The sequence below is a fragment of the Neobacillus pocheonensis genome (assembly GCF_050477905.1).
Classification (GTDB): domain Bacteria; phylum Bacillota; class Bacilli; order Bacillales; family Cytobacillaceae; genus Neobacillus; species Neobacillus pocheonensis_A.
Window position 1 is genome coordinate 133,191 of the sequence record NZ_JBCNAD010000033.1, and the last position, 14,305, is coordinate 147,495.

A 14,305-nucleotide genomic window follows, 5' to 3' on the forward strand; every position below is an offset into this window, starting at 1 on the left:
CTTTTTGAAGTGGTGAAGTGGGAACCATCAGTGTTTCCTGCTTAAACTGATACCAATTTTGACCTTAAGGCAGCCTATATTGATATTTTTCCAGGTCAATCACTCCATTTAATCCTACTTCAACTCCCTCTGCCTCTAAAGACAGCAATTGTTCGTGATAGGATTCATCGTCTTGAAGGGCGATTTGCCCCTTAGCGCTGATGACGCGGTGCCAGGGCAAGCGATGCTTTTTGCTCATGGAATGAAGGATGCGGACAACCTGGCGCGCTGCACGTGGACTGCCAGCCAGTTTGGCAATCTGACCATAGGTCATGACCTTTCCAGCAGGAATATTGCGAATGATTTCAACGACATTTTCGGTAAAGGGTGTCACGATGATTGATTCCTTTCTAGCAACGTATAACCATTATATAATATTGATAAAGGAGCGGGGTATCGAGATGAAAACATTACTTTTAACAGGGTTTGAACCATTTTTAGATTTTCCGATAAATCCAACTGAAAAAATTGTCAACGAGCTTGATGGAACGGTAATCGCAGGATTTGTGGTAAAAGGATTGCTGCTGCCTGTCGAATATGAGTCGGCTGGAAATCGAATGTTAGAAACTATAAAACAAATAAATCCTGATGCCGTGCTTTCACTTGGTCTAGCTGCAGGCAGAGCGGTCATCACTCCCGAGCGAGTGGCGATCAATTGCCGTGATGGTGAACCGGATAATAACGGTGTCGTTCTCCAGGATGCGCCAATTATCGAAGATGGTCCGACAGGTTATTTTTCCACACTGCCAATAAGGAAATTCGTCAATATGCTCAATGAAAGAGGATTACCGGCGAAAATTTCGAATACGGCCGGAACGTATTTGTGTAACAATATCATGTATTTGCTTTTGCACGAGCTGAAGGAGAGGCCGACGGGATTCGTGCATATTCCAGCTTCACATGAGCTGGTGCTGTATGGAAAAAAAGAGATGCCATCCTGGTCGCAACGAGATTTATTAGAGGCGGTTAAGGTAATGATTGAAGCTTTGGACTAGCAATACAGCAAGAAAAATGACACTTTTGAAAAATCTTTTCATCGACAAATTTCTCAGGAAATAATAAACGGGCGAGAAGTATTTCCCTTAGAAACCCTGGCAGAATAAGGGGTTTACTCATTTTCTTATGATTGTCGAAAAAAATGAAATTGTCCTATTTTCAAAAAACTTCTGACTAGCCCTTGTCCTGATTGTGGATTTTGTGCATAAAGCTTTATCCAAGCTAATAAAATGGTTACAAACCTTTACAAAGAGAGTGTTTGAGGTGAAGAGTCGTTTGAAGTTAGCGGGTATTTAGCCGGGGACATGATTATTCATTGTATGATAAGAAAGTAAATTACTTTCTGCCGCATGGTGATCCATCATAAAAGAAAGTGTCCACCCTACGTGGACAAAATGGTGGGAATGTCTTTTTGTGGTGCCTGTCACCATTAAAATATGCGGAAGCAGAATTCGTCGAAGTGATAAGCGGGTCTCATTTCACACTACTCACATCCAATTTAGGGAGGGCGAGAGTGTGCACGATTACATCAAAGAGCGAACTATCAAGATTGGAAAGTATATCGTGGAGACGAGGAAAACGGTTCGCGTGATTGCGAAGGAGTTTGGCGTATCCAAAAGTACAGTCCATAAGGATTTGACAGAGAGACTTCCTGAAATTAATCCAGAGCTGGCAAACGAAGTAAAAGAAATTTTAGATTATCATAAATCGATTCGTCACTTGAGGGGCGGCGAGGCGACAAAAATGAAGTATCAGAAGGAAGAAAAAGAAGGAGAGGCTGTCAAATAGTCCATGCCGACACCTTCAAAAGAAATTCCAACATAGTCAATTTTGGGGGATGTTTGAAATTCGTTTCAAGCATCACTTTTTGTGTCATAAGCCGTACAAATGATCGGGGTCAATTTGAAAAAATTTTTCGAACAAACCTATATTTATCATGGTATTCCCTTGTATTTCTCTCCTAACCGACAGTTTTCCGCAAATTTCTACGTAATTATTTTAAAACGTTATGGAAATTGTAATGAATATGATACAATAGACAATTAGGAAAAGTATGTGGAATTCCGCTTTGAGGAGGAAAGAAAAGAGAATGTTTGCAAGGGATATTGGGATTGATTTAGGAACGGCTAACGTGCTGATTCACGTAAAAGGCCGTGGAATCGTATTAAACGAGCCTTCTGTCGTTGCCATTGACAAAAATAATAATAAGGTACTAGCCGTAGGTGAAGAAGCACGCCGGATGGTTGGACGTACACCTGGGAATATCGTTGCGATCCGCCCGCTTAAGGATGGCGTCATCGCTGACTTTGACGTAACAGAAGCAATGTTAAAACATTTTATTAATAAACTTAATGTAAAAGGCTTTTTATCAAAACCGCGCATCTTGATTTGCTGCCCAACCAACATTACAAGCGTGGAGCAAAAAGCAATCCGCGAAGCGGCAGAAAAGAGCGGTGGTAAAAAGGTTTATCTAGAAGAGGAGCCAAAAGTGGCGGCAATTGGTGCCGGCATGGACATCTTCCAGCCGAGCGGCAATATGGTAGTGGACATCGGGGGAGGAACGACTGATGTTGCAGTTCTTTCAATGGGCGATATCGTGACTTCTTCCTCCATCAAAATGGCCGGTGACAAGTTCGACATGGAGATCCTCAATTACATCAAGCGCGAATACAAGCTGTTGATCGGGGAACGCACCGCTGAAAATATTAAAATTAACATCGGTACGGTATTCCCAGGTTCACGTTCAGAGGAAATGGAAATCCGCGGCCGTGACATGGTGAGCGGTTTGCCGCGTACGATTACGGTTCGTTCAGAAGAAATTGAAGGAGCATTACGCGAATCTGTGGCTGTTATCCTTCAGGCTGCAAAAAGTGTTCTTGAGCGCACACCGCCAGAACTTTCTGCTGACATCATTGACCGTGGCGTCATTTTAACAGGCGGCGGAGCATTGCTGCACGGTATCGACATGCTGCTTGCGGATGAACTGAAGGTTCCCGTTTTAGTTGCGGAAAATCCAATGGACTGCGTGGCCATCGGAACAGGCATCATGCTAGACAACATCGATCGTATTCCGAACCGAAAATTTGGATGATTTTTTGAAAAATAGATCTGAGTTCTGAACAGAAATTAGGTTATTTTTTGAAAATAGGTCTAAAATTCCCAACCGGAAAAATTTTTGGGGACATTCAGCAGTGTTGTTGTATGACCTCTGACAAATAATTCAAACAGCAAAAAGTCTAATGTAGCAGGCTAGGACAAGCCTCAGTCATTGGACTTTTTTATTTAAGCTATGTTAAAGAACATTGTTGATTTTCGAAACTCGTTGATTGGAGCGGAAGGCGCGAAGACTCCTGCGGGAGTACGGGGCAGGGGAGACCCCGCAGAAGCGAAGCGACGAGGAGGCTCCCCGGCACGCCCGCGGAAAGCGAGCGCCTGGAGCGGAAATCAACAGCCAATTGGACAGGGCCTTAAAAAAAAATTCCTCATTTTTTCGGGGATTTTTTACATGGATTGACTTTTTCCTGTAAAAAGTTAATGTGTAATTATGAATATTTTTTTATAATAGAATAAATGTGACATAATATGTATTAACTCACTGAATCCGCAGCTAGTTTGTGGGATTAGGTTAAAGGGGAAATAAAGCATGTCTGTAAATAATATAAATCGCGAACAAATGCGAACGAGAGAAGAATATAAAAAGGCCAATTTCGAAGCGGTTCAAAAAACAAAGGACGAAAAGACCGCAGCGAAACCGCAAAAAGGCAAAGAGCGGGTCAGGGTCCGCTTGATTCCGATTTGGCTTCGTCTTGTGCTCCTCGTCGTATTTGTTTTTGTTAGCTTAGCGGCTGGAGCCGTCGTAGGCTACGGGGTGCTTGGAAATGGAAAAGCAGCAGATGTTTTTAAAGAGTCGACCTGGACACATATTCGCGATTTAATTGATAAAAAATAAATGAAAGGAAGGGAGCTAATTCCCTTCCTTTTTGTGTACCTTAAGTAGTAGAATAAAGAATAAACATCAGATACTAGTAGGAGGTACTAAACACATGCTTGATATCGATCAAATTAAAGAAATTATCCCCCACAGATATCCATTTTTGTTAGTAGACCGCATTTTAGAAGTGGAAGAAGGCCAGCGGGCGGTGGGCATAAAAAATGTTTCCGCCAATGAAGAATTTTTCAATGGACATTTTCCTGACTATCCAGTAATGCCTGGGGTCTTAATCGTAGAAGCACTCGCTCAGGTTGGGGCAGTGGCCATGCTGAAAAAAGAAGAAAACCGCGGCCGTTTAGCCTTTTTTGCAGGAATTGATGGCTGTCGCTTTAAAAAGCAAGTAAAACCTGGCGACCAGCTTCGCCTTGAGGTAGAAATCACTCGCCTGCGCGGACCAATCGGAAAAGGAAAAGCCGTTGCGACCGTGGATGGCGAAGTCGCATGCGAAGCAGAAATCACCTTTGCCTTAGGGGACAAAAAAGAATAAGTTTCAGAAAACATAGCCGGGGCATCCCGGTTGTTTTTTTTCAAAAAAGTTCCATAAAACATTTGCGGTGCCCTGGGGAAACTAATAGCAGACCAAAAGGTCAAACTTTAGTGGAAAGGGGCTTTCTGCCTTGAAGAAAAGAATATCATTACTGCTTTCAGGGTCTATCCTATCTGCCATGTTGGTTGGGTTAACTGGATGTAATACCAATACCAAAAATGATATAAATCCTCCGACGCCAACCAATAACAATATCGATAATGATTTGGATAATGATGGTATTAATGACAGATACGAAAATAATTTGAATAACCGTAATTTAAGGGACAACAATGTCATTGACCGAGACCATTATCCAGAATCTGAGGACAAAAATAGGCCTACGGACAAAGACCCATCGAAAGACAACAATACCCCTCGTGAAGAAATTATCGAGGATGATATTGACCGCCACGACGCAGATAATAAAGACGAATAAGAAAGAAGGGACAGCCCCTAGCGGCTTGTCCCTTCTTACAGTTGTGAAAAAAATACGGCTCCTAATATAACCAAGAGAATCAATAAAATATAACCCAGTCCGAAGAGAATCGTCATAATCCAGCCGAGCACCTTCCGATTTGTACGAATTAAGTAAATCCCCAAGGCAATCGGCCCAAAAAGAAATCCTAGAATCGCCCAAAGCCAGCGGCTCTTATGATGCTTAGGAGCATCGATTGCCAAGTAAACCGCAATGGCAATGGCAATAAGCAAACTGATCGTACCGCTCAAAATGTTCCACTCCTTTTATACCTTTACTCTAAGTATGTCTTGGTATCGGGAAAAAATGTATAAAACCAGTCCGAGGACTGGTTTGGATTAGGTATTCTTCACTTTCAGCTTTGGCTTGCTCTTCATTTTGTCCTTGAATTCACTGAGCAGGGCTGGGCCAGCTAGGCCCTTTTGGAGAAGATTTTCAAGCAGAAGCTCGGAATAGTCGCTCTTATTGCGGCGCAAATGGCCTTCAAAAAGCACACTGATATGCTTTTCAAATTTCGTTAACGAGCTAATTTTGGTCTGAAAATACGCCGGAGCGTTCTCTTTTTTTGTGATGACCGCCTCAACAATGATGTCGCGATTTTGATCTAAAATGTTTTTGAAATAATCATAGAGGGCGAGATCGGTATAAGCTTCCATCAGCCAGGTGGAGCGGTCGTCTTCTTTATTGAGAATCAAGCCATCTTCTAACGGGACTTCAACCGAAGTGTCATCTTCTACAACTTCCAACGAGAATAACTTAAACGATTTCATCGTAACCTCCTGTGTTTATTTTTTCCTAATTATAGCATACGCTTCCCGAAAGCAAATGTCGAAAAATATTTGTCGAATTAAGTAAATATAGTCTTTTTTGAAAAATTGCTAGCTTACTTTGACAAATTCCCCCTAGAAAAACGGTTTTTCTTGTGAAAATGGCCCGGAATAAGTCCTGAAGTCGGTTTTACAGTAGGGAAGACCGGGTTGTATGATGAAACCATCAAACGAGAAGGAGTTGTAGACATGATTAATCAAGTCACTCTTGTCGGAAGGTTGACGAGGGATCCGGATTTAAAGAAGACGACGGAAGGGACTGCGGTCACCCACATCACGTTAGCGGTGAATCGCCACTTTCGCAACCACAATGGCGAGATTGAAGCTGACTTCGTACAGTGTATACTGTGGCGAAATGCGGCCGAAAACACCTACAAATATTGCCGAAAAGGCGCCTTGATAGGGATAACTGGCCGCCTGCAAACGAGAAATTATGATAATAAAGAGGGGAAACGCGTGTATGTGACAGAAGTGGTCGCTGAAACCGTACGCTTTCTCAGCGGAAAGCCCCACGATACAGTGCCTGAGCAAAAACATGATTTTGCCCATGAACAAAAACAAAATCCTGTCAGTGAGCCAAAACATGACCCCGTACCTGAACAAAAAAGGGAGGAAGTCACCATTGGATTTTAACAAAAAGGATGCTGCCAACTTAGAGCAGCTGCTAGAAAGTTTGATCAAAATGGTTGGAAAAGCAAATCATACTGTCGACAGCCTGCAAAAGCGCGTCGGTCAGCTGGAATGCCTCATTATGGAGGAGCAGCTTGAAAACAGGGAAAAAGGCCTCATTAGAATCCACTCTAAATACCCACACCAACGCTCCAATTCCAAAAATAATCCGATTCACATCAGCTAACCTGTGATTTCCCCATTCATAGAAAATCAAGCATGTCTACGCGAGTATCCTCAAAGTTGAATTCCGGCTATGGCAGCCGGAATTTTTTTGCTGTAAATCGATTTTGTCAATGTGTGTATAAAAAATAAAGAACTGGATATACTAATTGAAAAACCCCCCTGTTTTTTTTATAGAGAAGCCGCTGAACACGTGTCAGCGGCTTCTTTGATGTTACATTTTATCTTTGTGATTCTTTTCTAATTTAATAAAGTTTACAATCCCATCCGTAAAAAAAGGCTTGGCGTTTTGGTGTGAATAATTGGAATTCGACAAGTGCTTTTTTAAATCCGGATTATTCTGTAATAGTTGAAGAATGATGGAAATATCCGGACCCTCAAGCTTTTCCTTCAGAACAAACCCAGGTGCCTCCACGTTTGGCAGCAGTTTATCGAGCCCATCCACTAAATATTCTTTATCGATCTTATATATTTCCGCAAAGCGGATAACCGTTTGGTAATTTGGTACGGCTCTGTCTGTTTCATATCGACCAACAGTTGAACGGTGCATTTCCATCATTTTAGCCAGCGTTTCTTGTGACCAGTTTGCTTGTCGCGAAGCCCTCTTAGTTTTTCCGATAAAGACATTTTTCTCACCGCCGTAAAAACAATTGATGTTTTTAACTTAACGAGAAAAAGGGTTCGAAGGTTTAAATGTGTGCACAATGCACGTTTGTTAATGTGAAAATGTTGCACGAATAGATCTGTGTGGGTAAATAAGACTAGTCCAAATGGAGGAATATAGAAATTTTTGTCGAATAATAAAGGTCGAAGTGATATTTAGGGGGATTTTGATTGAAAAATAGCCATTCATTGATTTTTATTGGAGAACGAGAAGATAAGCAAAACCTGAGAATAACGAGAAAACCCAGTTTTTTCGATGCCATCTTACTTTCAAAACAATTATCTCACCCAACTAGAACCCCTTCCTATGAAGCCATCCCGCTAGGCAGTAACGCAAACATTTCCATCCATTTCTTTGATTCCAACATCCATCTCATCTACAAAGAACAATCATTACAAATTTTTTCCCGTAATTATGATCTAACCGAATCAGAAGTCTTCGACTTTTTTAACCATTTTGCGATTAAAGAAGGGAGTACCATTTCCTATCTAAGCCTTTTCCCACGTGGAAAAACAAGCAGATTAAAAAAGAAGAAAGCCCGCGTTTTATCGGAGGAAAAGGAACTGGAGGTAAGTGAAGAAAGGGAATTTTATGGTGAATTCCGAAGGGAAACAACCTGAATCAGGTAAATGCAATGAATGATTTGTTGCTGTCCTCCCTCCGTGGACAAATAAGAGAGAATGTCCACGGGCGGTGCCTGTCACCATTGATGTCACCATTGATTGAACAGTTCGAAAATCTGACACTGTTATGACACAGAAATGACACTTTCCATTGTATTATGACAATTTGTGATACTCTTTTAATCTATTTGTAACATAACTGGTACATTGTTCTGGTATAAATAGATTACTAAGGAAAGGGGAAAGCGTATGCAAACGACAATAAAGCGTATCATTCTCGCGTTACTTACAATTGTGTTGTGTGAATCAGGAACAATGGTTACATATGCACAAACAAATAGCCAAGCCCTACATAATGCTCAGCAGCAGCTTGAGCAAAAACAAAGTTTAGTAGAGCAGAAAGCACAAGAAAAACAAACCGTAAATAAAGAAATCGAATCTATACAGCAAGAATTAGAATCACTATATACATTTATTACACAGAACAAAGAAGCTATGGCTAATACGCAAAAGAAAATCGATGCAACCAACCAGTTGATCGAGAAGAAAAAAGAGGAAATTATCGCCCTTGAGGATAAAATCCTTGCCCGTAAAGGGATTATGAAGCAAAGAGCAGTCGCTCTTCAGCAGAATGATAGCGTAAGTTTAATCATCAATCTTTTCTTCGAATCAGACAGCATCTCTGAATTCATTCAGCGAGCAAGTGCGGCATCCGCATTAATGGACGCGGATAAAGAAATTTTAACAGCGCAGAAGGAAGACCTTCAAAAGATTGAAGACGATAAAAAAGAGATTGATAGACAAGAACAGGTTTTACTAGGAGACCAAAAGGTACTCGCTGCACAACAGGCTGAGCTTGATCAAAATATGCAAAAAAGGCAGCAATCTTTAACCGCTATGCAGCAAAAATATAATCAAATCGTGCAACAAATGGCGCTTGCCGAGAAGGAAAAAGCAGGCATTGAGTCACAGATGAAAGACATCCAAGCGAAGATTGCGAGCGAACAAGCTGCCTCACAAGCACGACCTGTATCAGCTCCAACTCAAAGCAAACCAGATGCAGCGGTAAAGGGCAAAGAGATATATGTAACGTCAACCGCGTATACTGCTTCCTGCGCAGGATGCTCAGGTATAACTACTTTAGGCTACAATTTAAAGGCCAATCCAAACATTAAATTGATTGCCGTTGACCCAAGTGTTATCCCTCTAGGCAGTAAAGTATGGGTAGAAGGCTATGGCGTTGCAATTGCAGGCGATACGGGTGGGGCTATCAAAGGCCACAGAATCGACGTGTTTATGCCAACCCAATCTCAAGCGTTATCATGGGGCAGAAGATCAGTGAAAGTCGTCATCTTGCAATAGAGAATATAATTAAGTAAAGATCCACAAACTTATAGGGTTTGTGGATCTTTTTTTGGATGGATTTTGTTGCCGTGATTTGGTTTTCATTGACCATAGAATTTATTTAAGGTTATTATTCAGAATATTGTCCTCTAGAACGGAGAATTTGTCTCCATATACCTTAGTGATATGCTTTTCTCCCCAAGCACAAAGTGAATTCAGAATACCTTCCAGGCTCCTACCGTATTCACTTAGCTCATACTCTACCTTTGGCGGAACTTGATTGTAGACAATCCGATTGATGACGCCATCCTCCTCCAGCTCCCTCAATTGCTGGGTCAGCATTTTTTGCGTAATATTCGGCATCAGTCGCTTCAAATCACTGGTCCGTTTCTTCCCATGCGTTAAATGGCAAAGGATCACACACTTCCACTTACCCCCGATTACCTCAAGCGTCGCTTCTACCGATATATTATATTTCTTTCTCTCCATAATTACCTCCTAATGAATAGGCACCAAAAAGTATCTATAGCACTTACAGGTACCTATAGCACTTTTAAGTACGTACTTTCTTATGTAACTCATATACCTCATAATAACATTTGCAAGTCGAAAAACAAACATAAGGAGGATACACCATGCCTTTAAATAAAAAACAAAGCACACTTGCACTGCTAGCCTTAGCCGTAAGTGCCTTTGCCATAGGAACCACCGAATTTATCAGCGTCGGATTGCTGCCGCTGATCTCGAAAGATTTACACATATCCGTCACCACCGCAGGACTGACGGTTTCTCTATACGCACTCGGGGTCATGTTCGGTGCACCCATCCTGACATCAATGACATCGCGCATGTCACGCAAAACCTTACTGCTATGGATCATGATTATTTTTATCATCGGCAACAGCATCGCTGCCAGCGCCACATCCATCGCCGTACTGCTGGCCGCACGAGTAATCTCTGCCCTTTCGCACGGCGTCTTTATGTCGATCGGATCCACCATTGCAGCTGACCTCGTCCCGGCCAACCGCCGCGCGAGCGCCATCTCGATCATGTTCTCCGGCCTCACCATCGCCACCGTGACCGGCGTGCCATTTGGAACCTTCATCGGCCAACAATTCGGCTGGAGGCTCGCCTTCATCCTGATTGTCGCGGTCGGCATCATCGGCTTGATCGCTAACCTCGTTCTCGTTCCTTCTTTTTTGAAAAAAGGAACTCAGAACAGGCTTCGAGATCAGTTCAAGCCCCTGACCAATGGCCGTCTCTTACTTCTTTTCAGCATCACGGCACTTGGGTATGGCGGGACATTCGTTGTCTTCACCTATTTATCACCATTGCTACAGGATGTAACTGGTTATAAAGAAGGAACTGTGGCGATCATTTTACTCGCATACGGTCTTGCCATTGCAATTGGAAACATGGTGGGAGGGAAGCTGTCGAACCGAAATCCAATTGGTTCCTTGTTCTATATGTTCATCGTCCAGGCCCTTGTACTTTTTGCCTTGATGTACACAGTACCTTTTAAAATCGCCGGCTTAATAACAATTATTTTAATGGGGCTACTCGCATTTATGAACGTCCCAGGCTTGCAAGTCTATGTTGTGATTTTGGCGGAGCGTTTCGTACCGAGTGCTGTAGACGTGGCATCGGCGCTGAACATCGCAGCATTTAACGCGGGCATTGCCATTGGTTCTTACCTTGGCGGTTTGATTACTGATTCGATTGGGCTTATCCATACCACATGGATTGGCGGGTTGATGGTCCTGGGAGCGGTCGTTTTAACCGGAGTGAGTCGAGCGTTGGAACAGCGTGATAACAATAGTTTTTCAAAATTAGAGGAGGTTTGTTAAATGAACTTACAATCAACAACAACATTAAGCAATGGTGTGAAAATGCCATGGTTCGGTTTAGGCGTATTTAAAGTGGAGGAAGGTCCTGTGCTGGTGAATGCAGTGAGGTCTGCGATTCAACATGGATATCGCAGCATTGACACAGCAGCCATCTATGAAAATGAGGCTGGAGTCGGACAAGGAATCCGTGAGGGGATGGAAGAAGCAGGTATCTCTCGTTCCAATCTATTCGTCACATCAAAAGTTTGGAATGCTGACCTTGGCTACGAATCAACGATCGCCGCTTATGAAACAAGCTTAGAGAAACTGGGATTGGATTATTTAGACTTATACTTGGTGCATTGGCCGGTTGAGGGTAAATACAAGGAAGCTTGGCGGGCACTGGAGACGCTGTATAAGGAAGGGCGCGTAAAAGCAATCGGCGTCAGCAATTTCCAAGTTCATCATCTTGAAGATTTGATGGGCGCGGCGGAAATCAAACCAATGGTAAACCAGGTGGAGTACCATCCGCGCTTATCACAAAAAGAAGTTCAGGCGTTTTGCCAAGAAAATGGAATTCAAATGGAGGCATGGTCTCCATTAATGCAAGGGCAGCTGCTGGATAACGAGGATTTGCGAGAAATAGCAGGTAGGTATGGGAAATCTGTGGCGCAGGTAATTTTGCGTTGGGACTTGCAAAACGGCGTTGTTACCATCCCAAAATCGGTCAAAGAGCAGCGCATAATCGAAAACTCACAGGTATTCGACTTTGAGCTTTCTGCAGAGGACATGAAACGGATCGACTCCATGAACCAAAACCATCGCGTCGGACCAGATCCTGATAATTTTGATTTTTAATAGATCTATAGAGTTTGAATTTTGGGTGTGAATTAGGGGTTTCGCGAAATTAATCGTGATTTCGGCGAAATAAATCAAAAATTAGGCGAAATAAATTGGACTTTCCGCGAAATAAACAAGAAATTCCGCGAAATTAAACCAAAAATCAGCGAAATAAAAAACCAAACCAACGAAAAAGGGTTCCGGCAAACACCACCGGAACCCTTTTTCATAACAAAAATCACTATCTGTACACTGCACACAAACATATGTCCACTAAAGGTGCCTGACACCCATCTCAACCAAAAAAAGAGGTTACTTTTTTCATCGTTTCTTCTATAATTATCCAAAAGTGGGTTTGGTTATTTTTTTAAATGTAATAATCATTTTAAGAAAGCAGGTGTATGTATGCATCAAAACGAATATACTTGGGTCCAGCAGACCCGGAAAATCTTGCTTGATTTTTGCGAGGAGCTGGAACCTGAGGATCTTACCCGTCAAAATGGATTTGGCTTTCAAAGTGTGAGAGACACATTGGTCCACATCGCCGATTGCTATCACGCATGGCTGGGCTCCTTTGTTTTATTAAAAACAACGAAGCCGCTTACTCCCAAAGAAGATTTGCCAAAAATGAATTTATCTGAAATAAAAGCAAGTTTTGAACAGGTGGATTCTTATGTTAACCAGGTATTTGAAGTAATCGGTAAACAATTGAATGTGCCGATTCAAAGGAACATCCCATGGAGAGAAACACCAGAACCACTCACCATCACGCCTGCAAAGTTGCTTATGCATACCATCACCCACGAATATCATCATAAAGGCCAAATCGTCGCGATGATGCGCCAAATGGGTTATCAACCGCCAAATACAGATGTTTTAGGTACTGATGATTAAATATCACTTCAAAAGAGTCTGTGCCACATCCACAAACTTACTCACCCCTTCACGCAGCTGCTTCTCATTCACATAAGAATAACTTAAACGGATCCAGGAGGAGCGCTGTTTTAACGGATCACAAACTTGCCCCGGCACAAAGGATATCGAATGTTCGATGCTTTTTGTTAATAATTCTTCAGTATTAAGTTGATCAGGCAACTTCACCCATAAATTCAGTCCACCTATAGGACTGGTCCAGTGCCAATCCGTTGCTTTCAGTTCTTCCTCCATGATTTCTTTACGAATTTGCAGGGCGATCCGGAGTTTCGCCAAGTGCTGCTGCATTCGTAGGGATGAAAAATAGTGGAGGAATATTTTTTGATTGAGAAGCGGTGATCCATTATCGGATAACGATTTTACCGTGATAAGGGATTGCATTAACGATGACTGGCAAATAACCGCCGCAATCCGTAAACCAGGTGAGATATATTTGCAAAAGCTGCGGATATAAATGACGGTCCCGGCCGTATCATAGGTGTAAATCGGCGGCGGAGGGGCCTGACCGAAATAGATGTCATGGTAAGCATCATCCTCAATTAATAGACAGCGATATTGTTCCGCCAATTCCACCAATTTTTTACGCTGAGCGGCTGGAACCGTATAGCCAGTCGGGTTATGGAACGTTGGGTTGAGATAGAACAAGCGCGGTTTAAATTTTTTAAGAAATAATTCCACTTCCGCTAAATCGTACCCATCTGGATGAATCTCAACCGCTTCGATTTTTGCTCCATGTGCACGAAAAATATCAATCGCTGCACTATAGCTTGGTCGTTCGAATAGCACAAGATCTCCTGGCTTAATCAAAGCTTGCGCAATTAAGTGAATCGCCTGCTGGGATCCGGAAGTGATTAACAGATAATCGGGATGGATATAGGTTTTATACTGGTTGATAAAATATCGGCTAAGTGTCTCGCGTAGCTCTGTATCCCCCTGAACGGTTGAATAGGTGGCAAGAACTTTGGGATAAAGGTCAAACACTTTCTTGACGTAATCCGAAAAATAATGATTGGGCAAAAGATTGGGATCAATTAACGCTTGTGAAAAATGATAGGAAACGGGCGATTGATGGATTTCCGATAAATGATTCTTTTGTACATAGGCAGAAACGATGGGGTTATCGAAATGTTCCAGGTTTTCCGTCCCTTCAGGTTGGACGAAATAGCCTGACTTATCTTTTACATATACTTTGCCATTTTGTTTTAGTAATTGGTATGCCTTTAAGATCGTTAATCGATGAATATCCATTTCAGAGGACAATTGGCGGACGGAGGGAAGCTTGTCATGCTCTTTCCATTCTCGACGCTCGATTCTATGCACGACATAATCATAGACTTTTTGAAAAAGATAATCTTTCACTTTGAT

General features: G+C 42.3%; 19 protein-coding genes. 13 read left to right on the top strand and 6 right to left on the bottom strand.

Annotated elements, in window-relative coordinates; translation table 11 throughout:
• Positions 1-64: 64 nt before the first annotated feature.
• Positions 65-373 (bottom strand): MGMT family protein, encoded by a 309-nt coding sequence (locus ABES02_RS18800; protein ID WP_430138220.1) that lies wholly within the window; start codon positions 371-373, stop codon positions 65-67.
• A 67-nt stretch (positions 374-440) separates the two neighbouring features.
• On the opposite strand from ABES02_RS18800, the gene ABES02_RS18805 reads away from it, so the two are divergent.
• The 6 genes from ABES02_RS18805 (at position 441) to ABES02_RS18830 (ending at position 4,992) form a co-directional block, all read left to right on the top strand.
• The gene (locus ABES02_RS18805) at positions 441-1,034 is read left to right on the top strand and encodes a pyroglutamyl-peptidase I (RefSeq protein ID WP_430138223.1); all 594 of its coding nucleotides are present in this window, start codon (positions 441-443) and stop codon (positions 1,032-1,034) included.
• A 517-nt stretch (positions 1,035-1,551) separates the two neighbouring features.
• Positions 1,552-1,824 carry a sporulation transcriptional regulator SpoIIID gene (gene spoIIID, locus ABES02_RS18810; protein WP_007086083.1) on the top strand — a complete coding sequence of 91 codons (273 nt, stop codon included), beginning with the start codon at positions 1,552-1,554 and terminating at the stop codon, positions 1,822-1,824.
• 301 nt (positions 1,825-2,125) lie between these two features.
• Positions 2,126-3,127, top strand: coding sequence for a rod shape-determining protein (locus ABES02_RS18815; protein WP_430138225.1), 1,002 nt, complete (start codon positions 2,126-2,128; stop codon positions 3,125-3,127).
• A 552-nt stretch (positions 3,128-3,679) separates the two neighbouring features.
• Entirely contained in the window at positions 3,680-3,985 is a 306-nt protein-coding gene (locus ABES02_RS18820; protein WP_430138227.1) for a DNA-directed RNA polymerase subunit beta, read from the top strand.
• Positions 3,986-4,079: 94 nt separating this feature from the next.
• A complete protein-coding gene (gene fabZ / locus ABES02_RS18825) occupies positions 4,080-4,514 on the top strand; it encodes a 3-hydroxyacyl-ACP dehydratase FabZ (protein ID WP_430138230.1) in 435 nt (144 codons plus the stop codon).
• Between the two features lie 130 nt (positions 4,515-4,644).
• The gene (locus tag ABES02_RS18830) at positions 4,645-4,992 is read left to right on the top strand and encodes a hypothetical protein (RefSeq protein WP_430138233.1); all 348 of its coding nucleotides are present in this window, start codon (positions 4,645-4,647) and stop codon (positions 4,990-4,992) included.
• Positions 4,993-5,027: 35 nt separating this feature from the next.
• Here the strand turns inward: ABES02_RS18830 and ABES02_RS18835 are convergent, their stop codons facing one another.
• Together ABES02_RS18835 and ABES02_RS18840 are read right to left on the bottom strand one after the other, a co-directional pair.
• Positions 5,028-5,282, bottom strand: a complete 255-nt coding sequence (locus ABES02_RS18835) for a hypothetical protein (protein ID WP_430138235.1) — start codon at positions 5,280-5,282, stop codon at positions 5,028-5,030.
• Positions 5,283-5,369: 87 nt separating this feature from the next.
• Entirely contained in the window at positions 5,370-5,801 is a 432-nt protein-coding gene (locus ABES02_RS18840; RefSeq protein WP_430138237.1) for a YwpF-like family protein, read from the bottom strand.
• A 246-nt stretch (positions 5,802-6,047) separates the two neighbouring features.
• On the opposite strand from ABES02_RS18840, the gene ssb reads away from it, so the two are divergent.
• Together ssb and ABES02_RS18850 are read left to right on the top strand one after the other, a co-directional pair.
• The gene (gene ssb / locus ABES02_RS18845) at positions 6,048-6,491 is read left to right on the top strand and encodes a single-stranded DNA-binding protein (RefSeq protein ID WP_430138239.1); all 444 of its coding nucleotides are present in this window, start codon (positions 6,048-6,050) and stop codon (positions 6,489-6,491) included.
• A complete protein-coding gene (locus ABES02_RS18850) occupies positions 6,481-6,714 on the top strand; it encodes a hypothetical protein (RefSeq protein ID WP_430138242.1) in 234 nt (77 codons plus the stop codon). Before ssb ends, ABES02_RS18850 begins: the two co-directional genes overlap by 11 nt.
• A 210-nt stretch (positions 6,715-6,924) precedes the next feature.
• On the opposite strand, the gene ABES02_RS18855 is transcribed toward ABES02_RS18850, so the two are convergent.
• Positions 6,925-7,365 (bottom strand): helix-turn-helix domain-containing protein, encoded by a 441-nt coding sequence (locus ABES02_RS18855; protein ID WP_430138367.1) that lies wholly within the window; start codon positions 7,363-7,365, stop codon positions 6,925-6,927.
• 179 nt (positions 7,366-7,544) lie between these two features.
• Between ABES02_RS18855 and ABES02_RS18860 the strand changes: the two genes are divergently transcribed.
• Entirely contained in the window at positions 7,545-7,994 is a 450-nt protein-coding gene (locus tag ABES02_RS18860; protein WP_430138245.1) for a hypothetical protein, read from the top strand.
• 252 nt (positions 7,995-8,246) lie between these two features.
• Positions 8,247-9,359, top strand: coding sequence for a 3D domain-containing protein (locus tag ABES02_RS18865; protein ID WP_430138247.1), 1,113 nt, complete (start codon positions 8,247-8,249; stop codon positions 9,357-9,359).
• Positions 9,360-9,458: 99 nt separating this feature from the next.
• Here ABES02_RS18865 and ABES02_RS18870 read toward each other — a convergent pair whose 3' ends face one another.
• Complete coding sequence (locus tag ABES02_RS18870) at positions 9,459-9,830, bottom strand: winged helix-turn-helix transcriptional regulator (protein WP_430138250.1); 372 nt, start codon at positions 9,828-9,830, stop codon at positions 9,459-9,461.
• Between the two features lie 146 nt (positions 9,831-9,976).
• Here ABES02_RS18870 and ABES02_RS18875 point away from each other — a divergent pair, with 146 nt between their 5' ends.
• The 3 genes from ABES02_RS18875 (at position 9,977) to ABES02_RS18885 (ending at position 12,901) form a co-directional block, all read left to right on the top strand.
• Complete coding sequence (locus ABES02_RS18875; RefSeq protein ID WP_430138253.1) at positions 9,977-11,188, top strand: MFS transporter; 1,212 nt, start codon at positions 9,977-9,979, stop codon at positions 11,186-11,188.
• Positions 11,189-12,025, top strand: coding sequence for an aldo/keto reductase (locus ABES02_RS18880; protein ID WP_430138256.1), 837 nt, complete (start codon positions 11,189-11,191; stop codon positions 12,023-12,025).
• 387 nt (positions 12,026-12,412) lie between these two features.
• Complete coding sequence (locus ABES02_RS18885; protein ID WP_430138259.1) at positions 12,413-12,901, top strand: DinB family protein; 489 nt, start codon at positions 12,413-12,415, stop codon at positions 12,899-12,901.
• A gap of 3 nt (positions 12,902-12,904) precedes the next feature.
• On the opposite strand, the gene ABES02_RS18890 is transcribed toward ABES02_RS18885, so the two are convergent.
• Positions 12,905-14,299, bottom strand: a complete 1,395-nt coding sequence (locus tag ABES02_RS18890; RefSeq protein WP_430138262.1) for a PLP-dependent aminotransferase family protein — start codon at positions 14,297-14,299, stop codon at positions 12,905-12,907.
• Positions 14,300-14,305: the final 6 nt, after the last annotated feature.

Coding starts and splice junctions, on each gene's coding strand:
- ABES02_RS18840 (WP_430138237.1), bottom strand. CDS start 5,801: ATGAAATCGTTTAAGTTATTCTCGTTGGAAGTTGTAGAAGATGACACT.
- ABES02_RS18815 (WP_430138225.1), top strand. CDS start 2,126: ATGTTTGCAAGGGATATTGGGATTGATTTAGGAACGGCTAACGTGCTG.
- ABES02_RS18865 (WP_430138247.1), top strand. CDS start 8,247: ATGCAAACGACAATAAAGCGTATCATTCTCGCGTTACTTACAATTGTG.
- ABES02_RS18875 (WP_430138253.1), top strand. CDS start 9,977: ATGCCTTTAAATAAAAAACAAAGCACACTTGCACTGCTAGCCTTAGCC.
- ABES02_RS18820 (WP_430138227.1), top strand. CDS start 3,680: ATGTCTGTAAATAATATAAATCGCGAACAAATGCGAACGAGAGAAGAA.
- fabZ (WP_430138230.1), top strand. CDS start 4,080: ATGCTTGATATCGATCAAATTAAAGAAATTATCCCCCACAGATATCCA.
- ABES02_RS18885 (WP_430138259.1), top strand. CDS start 12,413: ATGCATCAAAACGAATATACTTGGGTCCAGCAGACCCGGAAAATCTTG.
- ABES02_RS18870 (WP_430138250.1), bottom strand. CDS start 9,830: ATGGAGAGAAAGAAATATAATATATCGGTAGAAGCGACGCTTGAGGTA.
- ssb (WP_430138239.1), top strand. CDS start 6,048: ATGATTAATCAAGTCACTCTTGTCGGAAGGTTGACGAGGGATCCGGAT.
- ABES02_RS18880 (WP_430138256.1), top strand. CDS start 11,189: ATGAACTTACAATCAACAACAACATTAAGCAATGGTGTGAAAATGCCA.
- ABES02_RS18805 (WP_430138223.1), top strand. CDS start 441: ATGAAAACATTACTTTTAACAGGGTTTGAACCATTTTTAGATTTTCCG.